Origin of the sequence: Halomonas profundus, assembly GCF_020865425.1 — a bacterium.
Lineage (GTDB): Bacteria > Pseudomonadota > Gammaproteobacteria > Pseudomonadales > Halomonadaceae > Vreelandella > Vreelandella titanicae.
In genome coordinates, this window is sequence record NZ_CP086344.1 from 36,599 (window position 1) to 52,321 (window position 15,723).

Consider the following 15,723-nt stretch of genomic DNA (forward strand, 5'->3'; position numbering starts at 1 on the left):
GACATTACTTGAAATGAATCAGTGCTTTACCCGTCATCGCCTCGGGCTGTTTCTGATCCATCATGGTCAACAGCGTGGGGGCTAGGTCGCATAGCTTGCCCTCCTCAAGCGAGGCTGGGCGCTTGCCAACGTAAATAAGCGGTACCACAAAGGTGGTGTGGGCGGTTTGTGGTGCACCCGTTTCAGGATGAACCATCTGTTCGGCATTACCGTGGTCGGCGGTAATTAAGCAGGCGCCGCCTGCACGCTCGATGGCTTCAACGACACGACCCACGCAGGTATCGACGGTCTCAATGGCTTTTACCGCCGCATTGAAGTCGCCGGTGTGGCCGACCATATCGCCGTTGGCGTAGTTACAAACGATCAGGTCGAAGCTGCCGCCGTCAATGGCATCGACAAGCTTATCGGTAATCTCAAAGGCGCTCATTTCAGGTTTTTCGTCGTAGGTGCGCACATCACGGGGAGAGGGCACCAGGATGCGCTCTTCGCCTTCGTACTCGGCTTCGTTACCGCCTGAAAAGAAGAACGTCACGTGGGGATACTTTTCGGTTTCGGCAATACGCAGCTGCTTCAAGCCACGCTTGGCGACGACCTCCCCCAGAGTGTCATTAAGATCAGATGGCGGGAAGGCGGATGGCGCAGGAATGTCAGCGGCGTACTGGGTCATCATTACCAGCCCTTTACCGGCAAGCTTAGGGCATGCCCGCCGCTCGAAACCGTTGAAATCCGGCTCGGCAAAGGCACGAGTTAACTCACGGGCGCGGTCGGAGCGGAAGTTAAGGAAAATTGCTGCATCGCCATCCTGCAAAGTAATTGCATTTTCTTTGGAACCATCTTTGAGCGGTATGCTGCTAGCCGATACGAATTCGTCGGTTTCACCGCGCTGGTAGGCGTCACGAAGCGCAGTTTCAGCGCTGGGGGCGTAGTACTCCGCTTGGCCCTCGGTGAGCAGGCGGTAGGCCTGCTCAACGCGCTCCCAGCGGTTGTCGCGATCCATGGCGTAGAACCGGCCAATAATCGAGGCCACAAAGCCATTATCAGCCCCCACCAGCTCGGCCAGGCGAGCATTGGCGCGCTCTATCGACGCCAACGCACTCTGCGGTGGCATATCGCGGCCATCGAGAAAGGCGTGAATAAAAATACGCTGGGCGCCACGGCGTGCCGCAAGCTCGGCCATGGCAATGAAGTGGTCTTCATGGCTGTGGACGCCGCCAGGGGAGAGCAAGCCAATTAAGTGTACCGGCCGACCATTGGCGACAGCTTCGTCAATTGGCTGGGTGAGGTTGTCATTAACATCCAGGTCGCCATCTTCAATCGCCTTGCTGATACGGGTGAAGTCCTGATAAACGATACGTCCGGCACCAATATTCATATGGCCGACTTCAGAGTTGCCCATCTGACCATCGGGAAGCCCCACGTTAAGGCCATCGGTGTGAACGAAGGCGTGAGGGCGGCTTTCCCACAGTTTATCCATTGTCGGCGTATGGGCAGCGGCCACCGCATTATGGTCGCTCTCGGGGTTGTGGCCGTAGCCGTCGAGAATAATCAGCGCCACGGGGCGCGGGGTGCGAGAAGTATCCATAAAAAAACCTCGTTAAGATTGGCAAGCCGAACGACTCGAAAATTCGGGGTCGCGACAGGCGCACGCTTGGGGCATCATAACGCAGGCAACTGCCAGGCGTCATGATTTAGGAGCCTGTCCGGCTTAACACTGATCTACTGCGAATCCCGGTATTTTGGCCAACTTTAGTCGATCGATTTCGTTAAATAGCGCGCTATTCGCCTCAATCGATCGATAAATTTGGATCAGAATCCGTGCTTCTCGCGACGATCGGCCAAGCCGTACAACCTCCTGGCCTGCGCGGGAAGCTATCTGACGTGTATACTTGTCGCGTTTTGGCAGCGGTTAGGCCGCTTTTTTCTGCATAGACCAAGAGATTGTGTTCGCGATGATCGATCAGGTGTTCGAATTCGTACAGAACCACCCCCTGCTAGTTGGGGCATTTTTGCTGGTGCTGATAGCGTGGATTATTTATGAAACGCGCAGCGCCGCCACGAATGCACTGACTGCCTCGCAGGCCACTCAGCTTATCAACCGCGAAGACGCGGTGGTGCTGGATATCCGTGAAAACAAAGACTTCAAAGCCGGGCATATCGCGGGGGCGCGCAACATTCCGCAGAGCAACCTCGATAGCCGCATGAGCGAACTGGATAAAGTAAAAGCCCAGCCGGTCATCGTGGTTTGCAAGCACGGTCAGAGTTCTGGCGCCGCACAGGCCAAGCTCACCAAAGCAGGCTTTGAGCGTGCTTACAAGTTGAGAGGCGGTATGGCGCAGTGGCAAGGCGACGGCCTTCCGGTGGTTAAAAAGTAAGCAACGCTACCTTTATTTAATGAACAATCAGGAGTTTTCTCATGGCGGAAGATAACAACACCCCGCAGGCTGGTGCCGCGGCGGACGAAAAACCGCAGCTCAAATTCTCGCTGCAGCGTATTTATGTAAAAGATATTTCGTTTGAAGCGCCCAATTCGCCCTCGGTGTTTAAGCAGGCGTTCAAACCTAAGGTGAACCTGGATCTTAATACCACCAGCACTAAAATTGCTGATGACCAGTATGAAGTGGTGGTCAAAGTCACTGCCCAGGTGAACGACAACGAAACCGGTACCACCTCTTTCCTGGCGGAAGTAGAACAGGCGGGCCTTTTCCGTATTGCCGGTATTGAAGGTGCGCAGTTGGATCAGACCTTAGGTGCCTTCTGCCCTAACCTGCTGTTCCCCTACGCCCGCGAGTGCGTGGATAACCTGGTCAACCGTGGTGGTTTCCCGCCACTGATGCTGGCACCGGTTAACTTCGAAGCGATGTACGCTCAGCGTAAGCAGCGCGAAGCTAAGCAAGCCGCCGAAAACACTCACTAAGCGATGCCAAAAGCCATGTCAGAAACGCACGCCGCTGATTGGTACGCCCTGCATGGCAAAATGCCACGTCTCTATGTGCCTGCTGCTTTCGTAGCAGGCAGAGAACTTGCATTGCCTGATGGCCCGGCGCGCCACATCACCCGCGTGTTGCGCATGGGCGAAGGTGCACCGTTGGTGCTATTTGACGGCCAAGGTCTTGAGGCGGGGGTGCGCTTGGCGGACGTTAGCCGCAAGCAGGCGCTCGTGCGGGTCGAAGCGGTATGGTCGGGCAGTGGTGAATCGCCGCTGTCTGTCCATTTAGGCCAGGCCATCTCTAAAGGCGACCGAATGGATTATGCCATCCAGAAGGCCGTCGAGTTGGGCGTTGCGGCGATTACTCCGCTGTATACCGAGCGCGGTGATGTGCGCTTAAAGGGCGACCGTGAAGATAAAAAGCTAGCCCACTGGCAGGCAGTGGCTGCCAGCGCCTGCGAGCAGAGTGGCCGTGCGGTGGTGCCCCAAGTGAATTCACCGATGCCGTTATCAGCATGGCTTGAAGAGCGCCAAGAGCCGCTGCGCTTGATGCTGCATCTAGCGACCGGCAATGCGTTTGATCGCCAAGACCGACCGGCTTCGGTAGCGCTGCTTATCGGCCCTGAAGGCGGTTTAAGCGAGAGTGATATCGCCGCTGCCCAAACCGCTGACTTTACGCCGCTGACTCTCGGCCCACGGGTTTTGCGTACGGAGACGGCACCGGTGGTGGCGCTTTCGTTGCTGCAGCACTACTTTGGCGATTTGTAAGTACTTACTACCTGCCAAGGCCTTATCAAACTGCTTTTTCCCTTCGTTCGCTTGCCCCTGAACTCTTTGTCTCTGATTCCGGCCCATTTCGATATGCCTGCTGAAGGCCCTTAAGCACGATGGGTTTAAGCATCGGCAGCGGTTCACCTGATAGCCCACTGATCACCAGCAAGCGGTGTTGCCGGCCGCGTGCATAGCCCAGCCAGCAAGGCAGCCATATCGGCGTCGGGGTGCTACCCAGCACCTGGATTCGCCAGTGACGTGGTGTCGCCATACGCTCCCATAGCCACAGCCGGTTCAGTGCTTCTGGCGTTGGCGGTAAACCGCTATCAATGTTAAGTGCTGAGCTGGGTTCTTCGACCTGGGTGGGTAGTTCGGTACCCACTAATAGCAGTGCACGACGCATTTCCTTAGCACACAGTAGCCAAGCCCCCGGCGTGCCTTTAGGCAGCCCAAGTGCGGTCGCCCAGAGACTGACCCAAGCAGGCTCGCAAGCCGTCGCACCCAGGCGCTGTAATCGCCGTTTAGCCATGTCTTCATCAATCCGCCGCGCAAGTGTTAAGCGTTCAGTCATTCGCCCACCTCTAATTCGCCCAGCCTTGCAGTAGCGCTAGCATGCCCAGTATGAGACAAAACCAAGCGAATAGGCCGATACAGCGACGGCGCGTCAACCTTGCCTCTTGACCAATCACCTGAGCGTTATCGGCTCTCGCGGCCAATACGGCCTGCATATCCGGCGCCGCTTCGGCCATCATCACATCGCTTAGCTGATCTTGGCTGGGAGCGGGCGCTGTTAGGCTGACGAGATAGCCAACGCTCATCGAAACCGCTACCCCCACCGTGTTGTTATACAGCCATGAGATATTGAGGAGCGCAGAGACGGCCCATACGGAGAGCATGCCGGCAATCAGTCCGGCCATCGCTCCCCGTGCGTTGGAGCGGTGGCTAAAAATAGCCAATAGGAAGGTACCCAGTAGCGCCCCGTAAAACCACGAGCCGATTTGGTTGACCGCCTCGATCACAGGGCCAAGATTACCGGCGAAGAAAGCAAACAGGGTGGCATAAAGCCCCCAAAATATGGTGGCCACTCGTGATGCTTTCAGATAGTGAGCATCGCTGGCATTAGGTTTGATGTAGCGACTATAAAAATCCCGCACGGTCACCGCTGAAAGTGAGTTGAGCGCCGAGTCGAGACTCGACATCGCCGCGGCAAATACCCCGGCAATGACAAGACCGGCCATGCCTGAGGGAAAGGCGCTGACGACATAGCGGGGTAACAGTTCATTAAGATCTTCGGGTGGTATTAGCCCATGCTGCTGGTAATAGGTGGCCAAGATGACGCCAATAAATAGAAACAGCAGCATCTGCGGAATCAGCAGGTAGCCGCCAATCAGCAGCGAGCGCTGAGCATCGAGCACTGATGGGCTTGAGAGCACTCGCTGGATTTGGCTCTGGTCGGTGCCGAAGTAGGCCACATGCAGGAAAAAGCCACCGAACAGTCCGGCCCATAGCGAGTAGGTCACGCTGGGGTCGAAGGACAAATCGATGGCGTTGAACATCCCGCTGGCCGCGCCAAACTCGAAGACATCGCCCCAACCGCCAGGCAGGCTGGTCACTAAAAAGAAGATGCTTAATAGTGCGCCAAGCCAGAGCACGAACATTTGCACCACATCAGTCCAAATTACCGCGCTGATACCGCCCATCACGGTATAGCTGATCGCCAGTACCGCCATAATGATAATGGTGAGGTTCACGCTCCAGCCGGTCACCACCGCAAGCACGAGCGCTGGCGCATAGAGCACCACGCCAGTGGCTAGGCCTCGGGCAATCAGAAACAGCAGGGCGGTAAGGGTACGCGTCGCTGGGCCGAAACGACGCTCCAGCAGTTCGTAGATACTATAGATGCTCGCTCGGTGGAAAATAGGTACCAGCACCAAGATCAACACGATCATGGCCAAGGGCACATTGATAAACGTCACCAGGCGTTCAAGGCCTCCCTCGAAGCCCCAGCCCGGGGCCCCGATAAAGGTGATCGCGCTGGCTTGGGTTGCCATGACCGAAAGACCGATGGCCCAGCCGGGGATTTTGCGACCGCCTAGAAAATAGTCTTCGGGGTTATGCTGATCTTTGCCGAAGCGTGAACCAATCCAGGCTATTAAGCTGATGTAACCAATCAAAACGATCGTATCAAAAAGCGTGAACCCTTCCATGTTCGCCCCCCTTACGCCTAATTTTGTCTAGTGTTTTTGAGAGTAGCAGGTTGTGGAGTGTTTGCTTTTTCAGGCGTCAGGCATGCTTTCAACCACTAAAAAATGCTATCTCGCTTTGCCCTGTGGGTGTCAGGCACCATAATGTTGGTCTATTTTCTTGAAGGACGTTACCCATGGTGCGTGAGTCACACTCATCCCCCCGATCCGCCAGCGATGCAGCCGCCCAGTTGGGAGAAGTGGCGTACCTAACGGTCACGGCCGTCAATAACATTGGTGCGTTTTTGCAATGGGGGCAGCCGAAAGATGTGTTGCTGCCGTTTAGCGAGCAGCACTTTCGCCCTGACCCCGGAAAACGTGTACTGGTCATGCTGTATAGCGACGACCAGGGGCGGCCAGTGGCCTCGATGAAGCTGGATCGCTTTCTAAGCGATGATGCCTGGGCATTGGAAAAGGGCGACGAAGTCGCCGTCGTAGTGGCGGAGCGTACTGATCTGGGTATGAAGGTGGTGGTGAATCACCGCTATTGGGGGCTTATTTATCAGGACGACGTCACTCAGCCATTGCGCCGTGGTCAATCAGTCAAGGGCTACGTAAAGCAGCGTCGTGAAGATGGTCGCCTCAATATCTCGCTGCTACCGCCAGGCGCTGCGCGTTTAGATGTAGTCGGTGACAAAATTATGCAGGCGCTACGTGAAAGCGGCGGCTATTTGGCACTCGGGGATAAAAGCCCTGCCCATGAAGTTAAAGCACGCTTAGGGGTGAGTAAAAGTGCTTATAAACAAGCCATTGGGCGGCTTTATAAGCAGCAGTTAATCACTCTGGAGCCTAATGCTATTCGCATAGTGCCTGGCGCGCTCGGCGAGTAGTTAGCTGGGGCAGTTGGAGCCGGGCGAGCAGTACGGCATACTGAGCATCAATTGTTTATGTTTGGATAGTGCCCCCGATGAGCCAATCAAATCTGCATCTCGGCGTTGTGATGGATCCCATCAGCGACATCGCTTACAAGAAAGACACCACCATGGCCATGCTATGGGCCGCCCAGGAGCGCGGTTACACCCTGCACTATATGGAGCAGGAAGACCTTTTCTTGAATGCAGGGCAAGCCTACGCACGTATGCGGCCGTTAACGGTGCATCGTGATCCGAACCACTGGTACGACCTGGGCGAGCCCTCTGCGCGTCCAATGGTTGAGCTGGATGTGGTGCTGATGCGTAAAGATCCGCCCGTCGATGCCGATTTCACTAACGCCGTGCATTTATTAGGTTTTGCTGAGCGTGAGGGTGTGCTGGTGGTTAACCCCACGGCAGCGCTGTTGCAGTGTAATGAAAAGCTGTTTGCGCAACAGTTTCCTCAGTGCTGCGCGCCGACGCTTGTGGCCAGCCGCGACGATGTACTGCGCGCCTTCCATGCGGAGCACGGCAATGTAATCTTCAAGCCACTGGATGGCATGGGCGGTACCGGCATTTTTCATATTGGCCCGGAAGGCCGTAATATCGGCGCGGTCATTGAGCAGCTTACCTTGCGCGGGCAGCGGCAAATTATGGCCCAGCGCTACCTGCCGGAAATTAAGAATGGCGATACGCGTATTCTGTTAGTCGATGGTGAGCCCGTTCCTTTTGGACTGGCGCGTATACCCTCTGCGGGCGAGACTCGTGGCAATCTAGCTGCCGGAGGGCGGGGCGTGAGTCGCGAGCTTACTGATCGTGATCGCTGGCTAATTCAGCAGGTACAGCCCATGATTCGGGACAAAGGCTTAATGTTTGTCGGCCTCGATGTCATCGGTGACTATATTACTGAAATCAACGTCACCAGCCCCACCTGTGTGCGTGAAATTGATGATCAGCGGGGCACCAATATTGCCGGTTTACTGCTGGATGCCATCGAGCGCCGCTTAGCCTAGGCACGGCTTCACTCTTATAATGACACTTATTACGCTATGTCTGCTGAGATGCCAGCAGGCAGTGGGAGACGCATGCAAAGTTTGAAACATCACTTTCTAATGGCTATGCCGCATTTAGAAGATCCTAATTTTGCCGGTAGTCTGATCTATCTTTGCGATCACGATAACAACGGCTGCATGGGGGTGATTACTAACCGACCGTTAGAGATCACGCTTGAGGCGCTGTTTGATCAGCTGGAATTAGGCGGTGAAACAAGCCCACATCGTAATGCGCCGGTTTATTATGGCGGGCCTATGCATAAAGACCGTGGCTTCATTCTGCATGTCGGCGATAGCCAGCAGTGGGACTCGAGTATCCAGGTGGAGGACGGTATTGCGCTGACCACCTCGCTGGATATTCTTCAGGCCTTTGCCGCTGGCGAGGGGCCAGAGCACTTTTTAGTCTGCTTAGGCTGCGCGGGCTGGGAAGTCGGGCAATTGGAAGAGGAGTTGAAGGAGAACAGCTGGCTAACGGTAGAAGCCGAGAGCAACGTGCTCTTCAATACCCCGCCCGTTGAGCGCTTAACCGCGGCGGCTGGTTTACTCGGTATTGATCTTAACCTAATGACCCGAGACGCGGGGCACGCCTGATGGCCGAAGCGGGGCAGCGCTTAATCCTGGCCTTTGACTACGGCACTCGGCGTATTGGTGTGGCGGTGGGCAACGAGCTGCTGCGCAGTGCGCGCGAGCTCACTCCGCTGACGGCAAGGGATGGGATTCCCGATTGGAATGTCGTGTCACGGCTACTTAACGAGTGGCAGCCGGATCTGTTAGTGGTGGGATTACCGTTGAATATGGACGGTAGCGAGTCAGATATGAGCACTCGCGCTCGCAAGTTCGGTAATCGTTTGCATGGCCGTTTTGGTAAACCGTGTGAAATGGTCGATGAGCGTGGCACCACGCGAGAAGCTAAGCTAATCGCTCGCGAGGCGGGCCATAAAGGCAATTATCGTCAAGACAGTGTCGACGGCATTGCGGCTATTCTTATTCTTGAAGGCTGGTTCGCCCACCAGGAAGGCTTGCCTGGCGGGCGCCTTTCTCTATAAGTTCTACCTTGAAATTCCTACCCTTAAACTTTTGCGCTTTAACGATCCAGCGTGCCCGTTTGGGTGGGTACGTACCAGCGCACGGGGCGTAGCTCTTTTTCGATTAGCTCATCGACATTGAGCAGTGTCGCGAAAATCGCCATTCGCATGGGGATACCGTTATCGGTTTGGCGGAAAATCGCCAGACGCGGATCGCCGTTAAGGTCGACGTTTAAATCATTCGCGCCGGGGCGGCTATCCCTGGGTAGCGGGTGCATCACAATGGTGCTTTGGCTGCAGCGGTGATCGAGAAAATCGCGGTTAACCATAAAGTCGTCAGAGAGCCCCTGAAAGCTCTCATTCATCTCGTCGGTAAAGCGTTCCTTCTGTATCCGTGTGGTGTACACCACATCTAAATCGGCAAAATCACTAGCGAGAGAATCGCGCTGCTCAATGCGGTGGCCGCGAGAGGCTACTAAGTCAATCAGCTTGGAAGGCATCTCAAGGCCCGGCGGCGACACCAGGGTAATGCGCAGCGGGTCATAGAGGGATAAAAGCTTAATCAGTGAATGTACGGTACGGCCGTACTTCAAGTCGCCGGTGAGTAAAATATGCGCACCGGTCAGTGATTTACCTAGGCGCTGAAACTCTTTATCAATCGTATAAAGGTCAAGTAGTGCTTGGCTGGGGTGCTCCCCGGGGCCGTCGCCACCATTAATAACCGGTACATTCGTCGCCGCGGCAAACTCAGCCACCGAGCCCTGGTCGGGGTGGCGCATTACAATGGCGTCGCAGTAGCCACTCATTACACGGCTGGTGTCATATAGTGACTCTCCCTTCGCCATAGAGGAGAAAGTGAAGCCCGTGGTGTCACATACGCTGCCACCTAAACGACAAAAGGCAGCATTGAAGCTTACCCGCGTACGGGTGCTGGCTTCAAAAAACAGGTTGCCGAGTACCGCCCCTTCCAACACTCGTGTCACTTGGCGCCGCTGAGCAATTGGCTCCATGCGTGCAGCCACACGCAGTAAATGATCAACGCTTTCGCGGTTTAATGAGTCGACAGTTAGCAGGTGGTGGCTCATGGCGGACCTCAGTAAGGTGGTAGATAGCGCTAGTGTAACCGCCAATGAGGGTAGTGCCGAAGGGCTTTCATTCACGCATGGCGGACAATCTGTAATTTTTCTACAAAACCGCTTGCCAACCCGGCAGCGAATCCGTAAAGTACGCATCCGCTGCCGGGGACGCCAAGCGTTACCAGCGGTGAATGAAGTGTAAAAGCTTCGGTTTGTCAGGTAGTTAGTGCTTTTACGAAAGCCAGCGGTTTTGGATGTGGTCAGGTTTGCATCGAAAACAACGCCCTTGACAACCACCAGGAAATGCGTAGAATACGCCTTCCTCGCTGAGGCAAGCCAAGTCAACGGCAGCCAGGTTGCTTTCACAGCAACCTAACAGCGAAACAGCTCTTTAACAATTTGATCAGGTAATTCATGTGGGCGCTTGCTGATGTTGGTGACAAATCACCCAATATCAAGGCAAGCGACTCAAGCAATAAGGTTTTAAAGGATTCGTCCTTTGGGATCTGTTTTGAATGAATTCGTTTGAACCTTGAGCCAAGTTTGATCCGCTTTTGTTGCCCTCGGGTGACATGTAAGGATCACATAGATCTTAAACTGAAGAGTTTGATCATGGCTCAGATTGAACGCTGGCGGCAGGCCTAACACATGCAAGTCGAGCGGTAACAGGGGTAGCTTGCTACCCGCTGACGAGCGGCGGACGGGTGAGTAATGCATAGGAATCTGCCCGATAGTGGGGGATAACCTGGGGAAACCCAGGCTAATACCGCATACGTCCTACGGGAGAAAGGGGGCTCCGGCTCCCGCTATTGGATGAGCCTATGTCGGATTAGCTAGTTGGTAAGGTAATGGCTTACCAAGGCAACGATCCGTAGCTGGTCTGAGAGGATGATCAGCCACATCGGGACTGAGACACGGCCCGAACTCCTACGGGAGGCAGCAGTGGGGAATATTGGACAATGGGGGCAACCCTGATCCAGCCATGCCGCGTGTGTGAAGAAGGCCCTCGGGTTGTAAAGCACTTTCAGCGAGGAAGAACGCCTATCGGTTAATACCCGGTAGGAAAGACATCACTCGCAGAAGAAGCACCGGCTAACTCCGTGCCAGCAGCCGCGGTAATACGGAGGGTGCAAGCGTTAATCGGAATTACTGGGCGTAAAGCGCGCGTAGGTGGCTTGATAAGCCGGTTGTGAAAGCCCCGGGCTCAACCTGGGAACGGCATCCGGAACTGTCAGGCTAGAGTGCAGGAGAGGAAGGTAGAATTCCCGGTGTAGCGGTGAAATGCGTAGAGATCGGGAGGAATACCAGTGGCGAAGGCGGCCTTCTGGACTGACACTGACACTGAGGTGCGAAAGCGTGGGTAGCAAACAGGATTAGATACCCTGGTAGTCCACGCCGTAAACGATGTCGACCAGCCGTTGGGTGCCTAGAGCACTTTGTGGCGAAGTTAACGCGATAAGTCGACCGCCTGGGGAGTACGGCCGCAAGGTTAAAACTCAAATGAATTGACGGGGGCCCGCACAAGCGGTGGAGCATGTGGTTTAATTCGATGCAACGCGAAGAACCTTACCTACCCTTGACATCTACAGAAGCCGGAAGAGATTCTGGTGTGCCTTCGGGAACTGTAAGACAGGTGCTGCATGGCTGTCGTCAGCTCGTGTTGTGAAATGTTGGGTTAAGTCCCGTAACGAGCGCAACCCTTGTCCTTATTTGCCAGCGAGTAATGTCGGGAACTCTAAGGAGACTGCCGGTGACAAACCGGAGGAAGGTGGGGACGACGTCAAGTCATCATGGCCCTTACGGGTAGGGCTACACACGTGCTACAATGGCCGGTACAAAGGGCTGCGAGCTCGCGAGAGTCAGCGAATCCCTTAAAGCCGGTCTCAGTCCGGATCGGAGTCTGCAACTCGACTCCGTGAAGTCGGAATCGCTAGTAATCGTGAATCAGAATGTCACGGTGAATACGTTCCCGGGCCTTGTACACACCGCCCGTCACACCATGGGAGTGGACTGCACCAGAAGTGGTTAGCCTAACGCAAGAGGGCGATCACCACGGTGTGGTTCATGACTGGGGTGAAGTCGTAACAAGGTAGCCGTAGGGGAACCTGCGGCTGGATCACCTCCTTAAACGATGCGTCACAGTTAGTAAGCGTCCACAATGAATTACCTGATCAGATAGCTGTTGATGAGCAGTGATAAGCCAGACGCCTTCGGCGTTGCCTTATCACTGCTTATAGCAGTCGCTCTTTAACAATGTATATCATGCTGACAAGAACACTTCGCAAGAAGTGCTTCTTAAATTGTGATACGTCTCAAGCGTATCCGGCAAAATGAAACGTGATCATTGCGAGATGCCAGACTCCTTCGGGTTATAGGGTTAAGCAATGAAGCGCACACGGTGGATGCCTAGGCAGCCAGAGGCGATGAAAGACGTGGTAGCCTGCGATAAGGTTCGGTGAGGTGGCAACAACCTGTGACCCGGACATCTCTGAATGGGGAAACCCACTCATCACAAGATGAGTATCGTGCACTGAATACATAGGTGTACGAGGCGAACCAGGGGAACTGAAACATCTAAGTACCCTGAGGAAAAGAAATCAACCGAGATTCCCCTAGTAGCGGCGAGCGAACGGGGACCAGCCCTTAAGCATGAGACTGATTAGGCGAACACGCTGGGAAGCGTGGCCGTAGCGGGTGATAGCCCCGTAGTCGAAAATCTGATCATGTGAAATCGAGTAGGTCGGGGCACGAGAAACCTTGACTGAAGACGGGGGGACCATCCTCCAAGGCTAAATACTCCTGGCTGACCGATAGTGAACCAGTACCGTGAGGGAAAGGCGAAAAGAACCCCGGAGAGGGGAGTGAAATAGATCCTGAAACCGTGTGCGTACAAGCAGTCGGAGCCCACTTGTTGGGTGACGGCGTACCTTTTGTATAATGGGTCAGCGACTTATATTCAGTGGCGAGGTTAACCGTATAGGGGAGCCGTAGGGAAACCGAGTCTTAACTGGGCGACACAGTCGCTGGATATAGACCCGAAACCGAGCGATCTATCCATGAGCAGGGTGAAGATTGAGTAACATCAATTGGAGGCCCGAACCAGGATCTGTTGAAAAAGATTTGGATGACTTGTGGATCGGAGTGAAAGGCTAATCAAGCTCGGAGATAGCTGGTTCTCCTCGAAAGCTATTTAGGTAGCGCCTCACGTAGTACCGCCGGGGGTAGAGCACTGTTTCGGCTAGGGGGTCATCCCGACTTACCAACCCGAGGCAAACTCCGAATACCGGTGAGTAGCGCGTGGGAGACACACGGCGGGTGCTAACGTCCGTCGTGAAAAGGGAAACAACCCAGACCGTCAGCTAAGGTCCCGAAATCCTGGTTAAGTGGGAAACGATGTGGGAAGGCTCAGACAGCTAGGAGGTTGGCTTAGAAGCAGCCATCCTTTAAAGAAAGCGTAATAGCTCACTAGTCGAGTCGGCCTGCGCGGAAGATGTAACGGGGCTAAACCAGGTACCGAAGCTACGGGTTCATCCATTAGGATGAGCGGTAGAGGAGCGTCGTGTAAGCCAATGAAGGTGAATTGAGAAGTTCGCTGGAGGTATCACGAGTGCGAATGCTGACATGAGTAACGATAAAGGGCGTGAAAAACGCCCTCGCCGGAAGACCAAGGGTTTCTGTTCGACGCTAATCGGAGCAGAGTGAGTCGGCCCCTAAGGCGAGGCCGAAAGGCGTAGTCGATGGGAAACGGGTCAATATTCCCGTACCGGACATGGTTGCGATGGGGGGACGAAGAAGGCTAGGTGAGCCAGGCGTTGGTAGTCCTGGTGAAAGTGAGTAGGCCGAGACCTTAGGTAAATCCGGGGTCTTAAAGCCGAGACACGAGACGAACTGACCACGGTCAGGAAGTCACTGATGCCACGCTTCCAGGAAAAGCCTCTAAGCTTCAGATCATGTGCGACCGTACCCCAAACCGACACAGGTGGTCAGGGTGAGAATCCCAAGGCGCTTGAGAGAACTCGGGTGAAGGAACTAGGCAAAATGGTGCCGTAACTTCGGGAGAAGGCACGCCGGCATAGGGTGAAGAGACTTGCTCTCCTAGCCCGAACCGGTCGAAGATACCAGGTGGCTGCAACTGTTTATTAAAAACACAGCACTCTGCTAACGCGCAAGCGGACGTATAGGGTGTGACGCCTGCCCGGTGCCGGAAGGTTAAATGATGGTGTTAGCCGCAAGGCGAAGCTCTTGATTGAAGCCCCGGTAAACGGCGGCCGTAACTATAACGGTCCTAAGGTAGCGAAATTCCTTGTCGGGTAAGTTCCGACCTGCACGAATGGCGTAATGATGGCCACGCTGTCTCCACCCGAGACTCAGTGAAATTGAAATCGCCGTGAAGATGCGGTGTACCCGCGGCTAGACGGAAAGACCCCGTGAACCTTTACTATAGCTTCACACTGGACGCTGATGTTGCCTGTGTAGGATAGCTGGGAGGCTTAGAACTCTGGACGCCAGTTCGAAGGGAGCCAACCTTGAAATACCAGCCTGGCATCATTGGCGTTCTCACTCAGGTCCGTTATCCGGATCGAGGACAGTGTGTGGTGGGTAGTTTGACTGGGGCGGTCTCCTCCTAAAGAGTAACGGAGGAGCACGAAGGTACCCTCAGCACGGTCGGACATCGTGCATTGAGTGCAAGAGCATAAGGGTGCTTGACTGCGAGACAGACACGTCGAGCAGGTGCGAAAGCAGGTTCTAGTGATCCGGTGGTTCTGTATGGAAGGGCCATCGCTCAACGGATAAAAGGTACTCCGGGGATAACAGGCTGATACCGCCCAAGAGTTCACATCGACGGCGGTGTTTGGCACCTCGATGTCGGCTCATCACATCCTGGGGCTGAAGTCGGTCCCAAGGGTATGGCTGTTCGCCATTTAAAGTGGTACGCGAGCTGGGTTTAGAACGTCGTGAGACAGTTCGGTCCCTATCTGCCGTGGGCGTTGGATGTTTGAGAAGGGCTGCTCCTAGTACGAGAGGACCGGAGTGGACGACCCTCTGGTGTTCCGGTTGTCACGCCAGTGGCATTGCCGGGTAGCTATGGTCGGACGGGATAACCGCTGAAAGCATCTAAGCGGGAAGCCCCCTTCAAGATGAGACATCCCTGAGGCCTAGAGCCTCCTGAAGGGCCCAGCGAGACCAGCTGGTTGATAGGCACGGTGTGGAAGCGCTGCAAGGCGTTGAGCTAACGTGTACTAATGGCCCGTGAGGCTTGACCCTATAACACCCAAGGGGTCTGGTCGTGATGATGACGCAACATTAAAAGCCGGATACGCAGCGTGTGGCCCAGGCAACAGCCAGGGCGGCAAGCAATGAGACGATCACAAGATAGCAAAAACGCTAGTTAGCATGATGTACATTAACAGTTACGCCTGACGACCATGGCACGCGTGAACCACCTGATCCCTTGCCGAACTCAGAAGTGAAACCGCTTAGCGCCGATGGTAGTGTGGGGTCTCCCCATGCGAGAGTAGGTCATCGTCAGGCACTTATTATGAAAAATCCCCCAGGGCTGATGCCTTGGGGGATTTTTTTTTGCATGGTCGTGAGGGGTAAATAGTGAGGAGTGAGGGGAATAGTGAGTAGAAAACGTTGGTGTAGGGGTATCTAACGAATATCCTGTTCCACCTCACACCTCACACCTCACACCTCACACCTCACACCTCACACCTCACACCTCACACCTCACACCTCACACCTCACACCTCACGCCTCACGCCTCACGCCTCACGCC

12 protein-coding genes and 3 rRNA genes are annotated in these 15,723 nt (G+C 54.8%); 11 read left to right on the forward strand and 4 right to left on the reverse strand.

The window, feature by feature from the left end:
- Positions 1–4: 4 nt before the first annotated feature.
- Positions 5–1,582, reverse strand: a complete 1,578-nt coding sequence (gpmI, locus tag LMS44_RS00160) for a 2,3-bisphosphoglycerate-independent phosphoglycerate mutase (RefSeq protein WP_498946608.1) — start codon at positions 1,580–1,582, stop codon at positions 5–7.
- A gap of 367 nt (positions 1,583–1,949) precedes the next feature.
- On the opposite strand from gpmI, the gene LMS44_RS00165 reads away from it, so the two are divergent.
- Genes LMS44_RS00165 through LMS44_RS00175 form a run of 3 tightly spaced genes read left to right on the forward strand, consistent with a single transcriptional unit; the run spans position 1,950 to position 3,694 of the window.
- Positions 1,950–2,372 carry a rhodanese-like domain-containing protein gene (locus LMS44_RS00165; protein WP_027958472.1) on the forward strand — a complete coding sequence of 141 codons (423 nt, stop codon included), beginning with the start codon at positions 1,950–1,952 and terminating at the stop codon, positions 2,370–2,372.
- 41 nt (positions 2,373–2,413) lie between these two features.
- The gene (secB, locus tag LMS44_RS00170; RefSeq protein ID WP_027958471.1) at positions 2,414–2,914 is read left to right on the forward strand and encodes a protein-export chaperone SecB; all 501 of its coding nucleotides are present in this window, start codon (positions 2,414–2,416) and stop codon (positions 2,912–2,914) included.
- A gap of 15 nt (positions 2,915–2,929) precedes the next feature.
- On the forward strand, positions 2,930–3,694 hold the full coding sequence (locus tag LMS44_RS00175) for a 16S rRNA (uracil(1498)-N(3))-methyltransferase (protein WP_414120777.1): 765 nt from the start codon (positions 2,930–2,932) through the stop codon (positions 3,692–3,694).
- Between the two features lie 25 nt (positions 3,695–3,719).
- On the opposite strand, the gene LMS44_RS00180 is transcribed toward LMS44_RS00175, so the two are convergent.
- Entirely contained in the window at positions 3,720–4,268 is a 549-nt protein-coding gene (locus LMS44_RS00180; RefSeq protein ID WP_278370470.1) for a hypothetical protein, read from the reverse strand.
- 10 nt (positions 4,269–4,278) lie between these two features.
- On the reverse strand, positions 4,279–5,904 hold the full coding sequence (locus tag LMS44_RS00185; protein ID WP_278370471.1) for a sodium:solute symporter family protein: 1,626 nt from the start codon (positions 5,902–5,904) through the stop codon (positions 4,279–4,281).
- Between the two features lie 173 nt (positions 5,905–6,077).
- Between LMS44_RS00185 and LMS44_RS00190 the strand changes: the two genes are divergently transcribed.
- From LMS44_RS00190 to ruvX, 4 genes are all read left to right on the forward strand, one after another.
- Positions 6,078–6,770 (forward strand): CvfB family protein, encoded by a 693-nt coding sequence (locus LMS44_RS00190; RefSeq protein ID WP_278370472.1) that lies wholly within the window; start codon positions 6,078–6,080, stop codon positions 6,768–6,770.
- A 77-nt stretch (positions 6,771–6,847) separates the two neighbouring features.
- Positions 6,848–7,804 carry a glutathione synthase gene (gene gshB / locus LMS44_RS00195; RefSeq protein WP_498946612.1) on the forward strand — a complete coding sequence of 319 codons (957 nt, stop codon included), beginning with the start codon at positions 6,848–6,850 and terminating at the stop codon, positions 7,802–7,804.
- A gap of 72 nt (positions 7,805–7,876) precedes the next feature.
- Entirely contained in the window at positions 7,877–8,434 is a 558-nt protein-coding gene (locus tag LMS44_RS00200) for a YqgE/AlgH family protein (RefSeq protein ID WP_027958466.1), read from the forward strand.
- Positions 8,434–8,889, forward strand: coding sequence for a Holliday junction resolvase RuvX (gene ruvX, locus LMS44_RS00205; RefSeq protein WP_022520995.1), 456 nt, complete (start codon positions 8,434–8,436; stop codon positions 8,887–8,889). Before LMS44_RS00200 ends, ruvX begins: the two co-directional genes overlap by 1 nt.
- A 38-nt stretch (positions 8,890–8,927) precedes the next feature.
- Here the strand turns inward: ruvX and LMS44_RS00210 are convergent, their stop codons facing one another.
- On the reverse strand, positions 8,928–9,953 hold the full coding sequence (locus LMS44_RS00210; RefSeq protein ID WP_027958465.1) for an aspartate carbamoyltransferase: 1,026 nt from the start codon (positions 9,951–9,953) through the stop codon (positions 8,928–8,930).
- Here LMS44_RS00210 and LMS44_RS00215 point away from each other — a divergent pair.
- From LMS44_RS00215 to rrf, 4 genes are all read left to right on the forward strand, one after another.
- Positions 9,952–10,146 (forward strand): hypothetical protein, encoded by a 195-nt coding sequence (locus tag LMS44_RS00215; RefSeq protein WP_041157474.1) that lies wholly within the window; start codon positions 9,952–9,954, stop codon positions 10,144–10,146. The two genes, LMS44_RS00210 and LMS44_RS00215, sit on opposite strands and share 2 nt — an antisense overlap.
- A gap of 392 nt (positions 10,147–10,538) precedes the next feature.
- A 16S ribosomal RNA gene (locus LMS44_RS00220) occupies positions 10,539–12,071 on the forward strand.
- 248 nt (positions 12,072–12,319) lie between these two features.
- Positions 12,320–15,209 (forward strand): 23S ribosomal RNA (locus tag LMS44_RS00225).
- 151 nt (positions 15,210–15,360) lie between these two features.
- Positions 15,361–15,476: ribosomal RNA gene (rrf, locus tag LMS44_RS00230) — 5S ribosomal RNA — on the forward strand.
- The 16S, 23S and 5S rRNA genes sit together here, the layout of an rRNA operon.
- Positions 15,477–15,723: the final 247 nt, after the last annotated feature.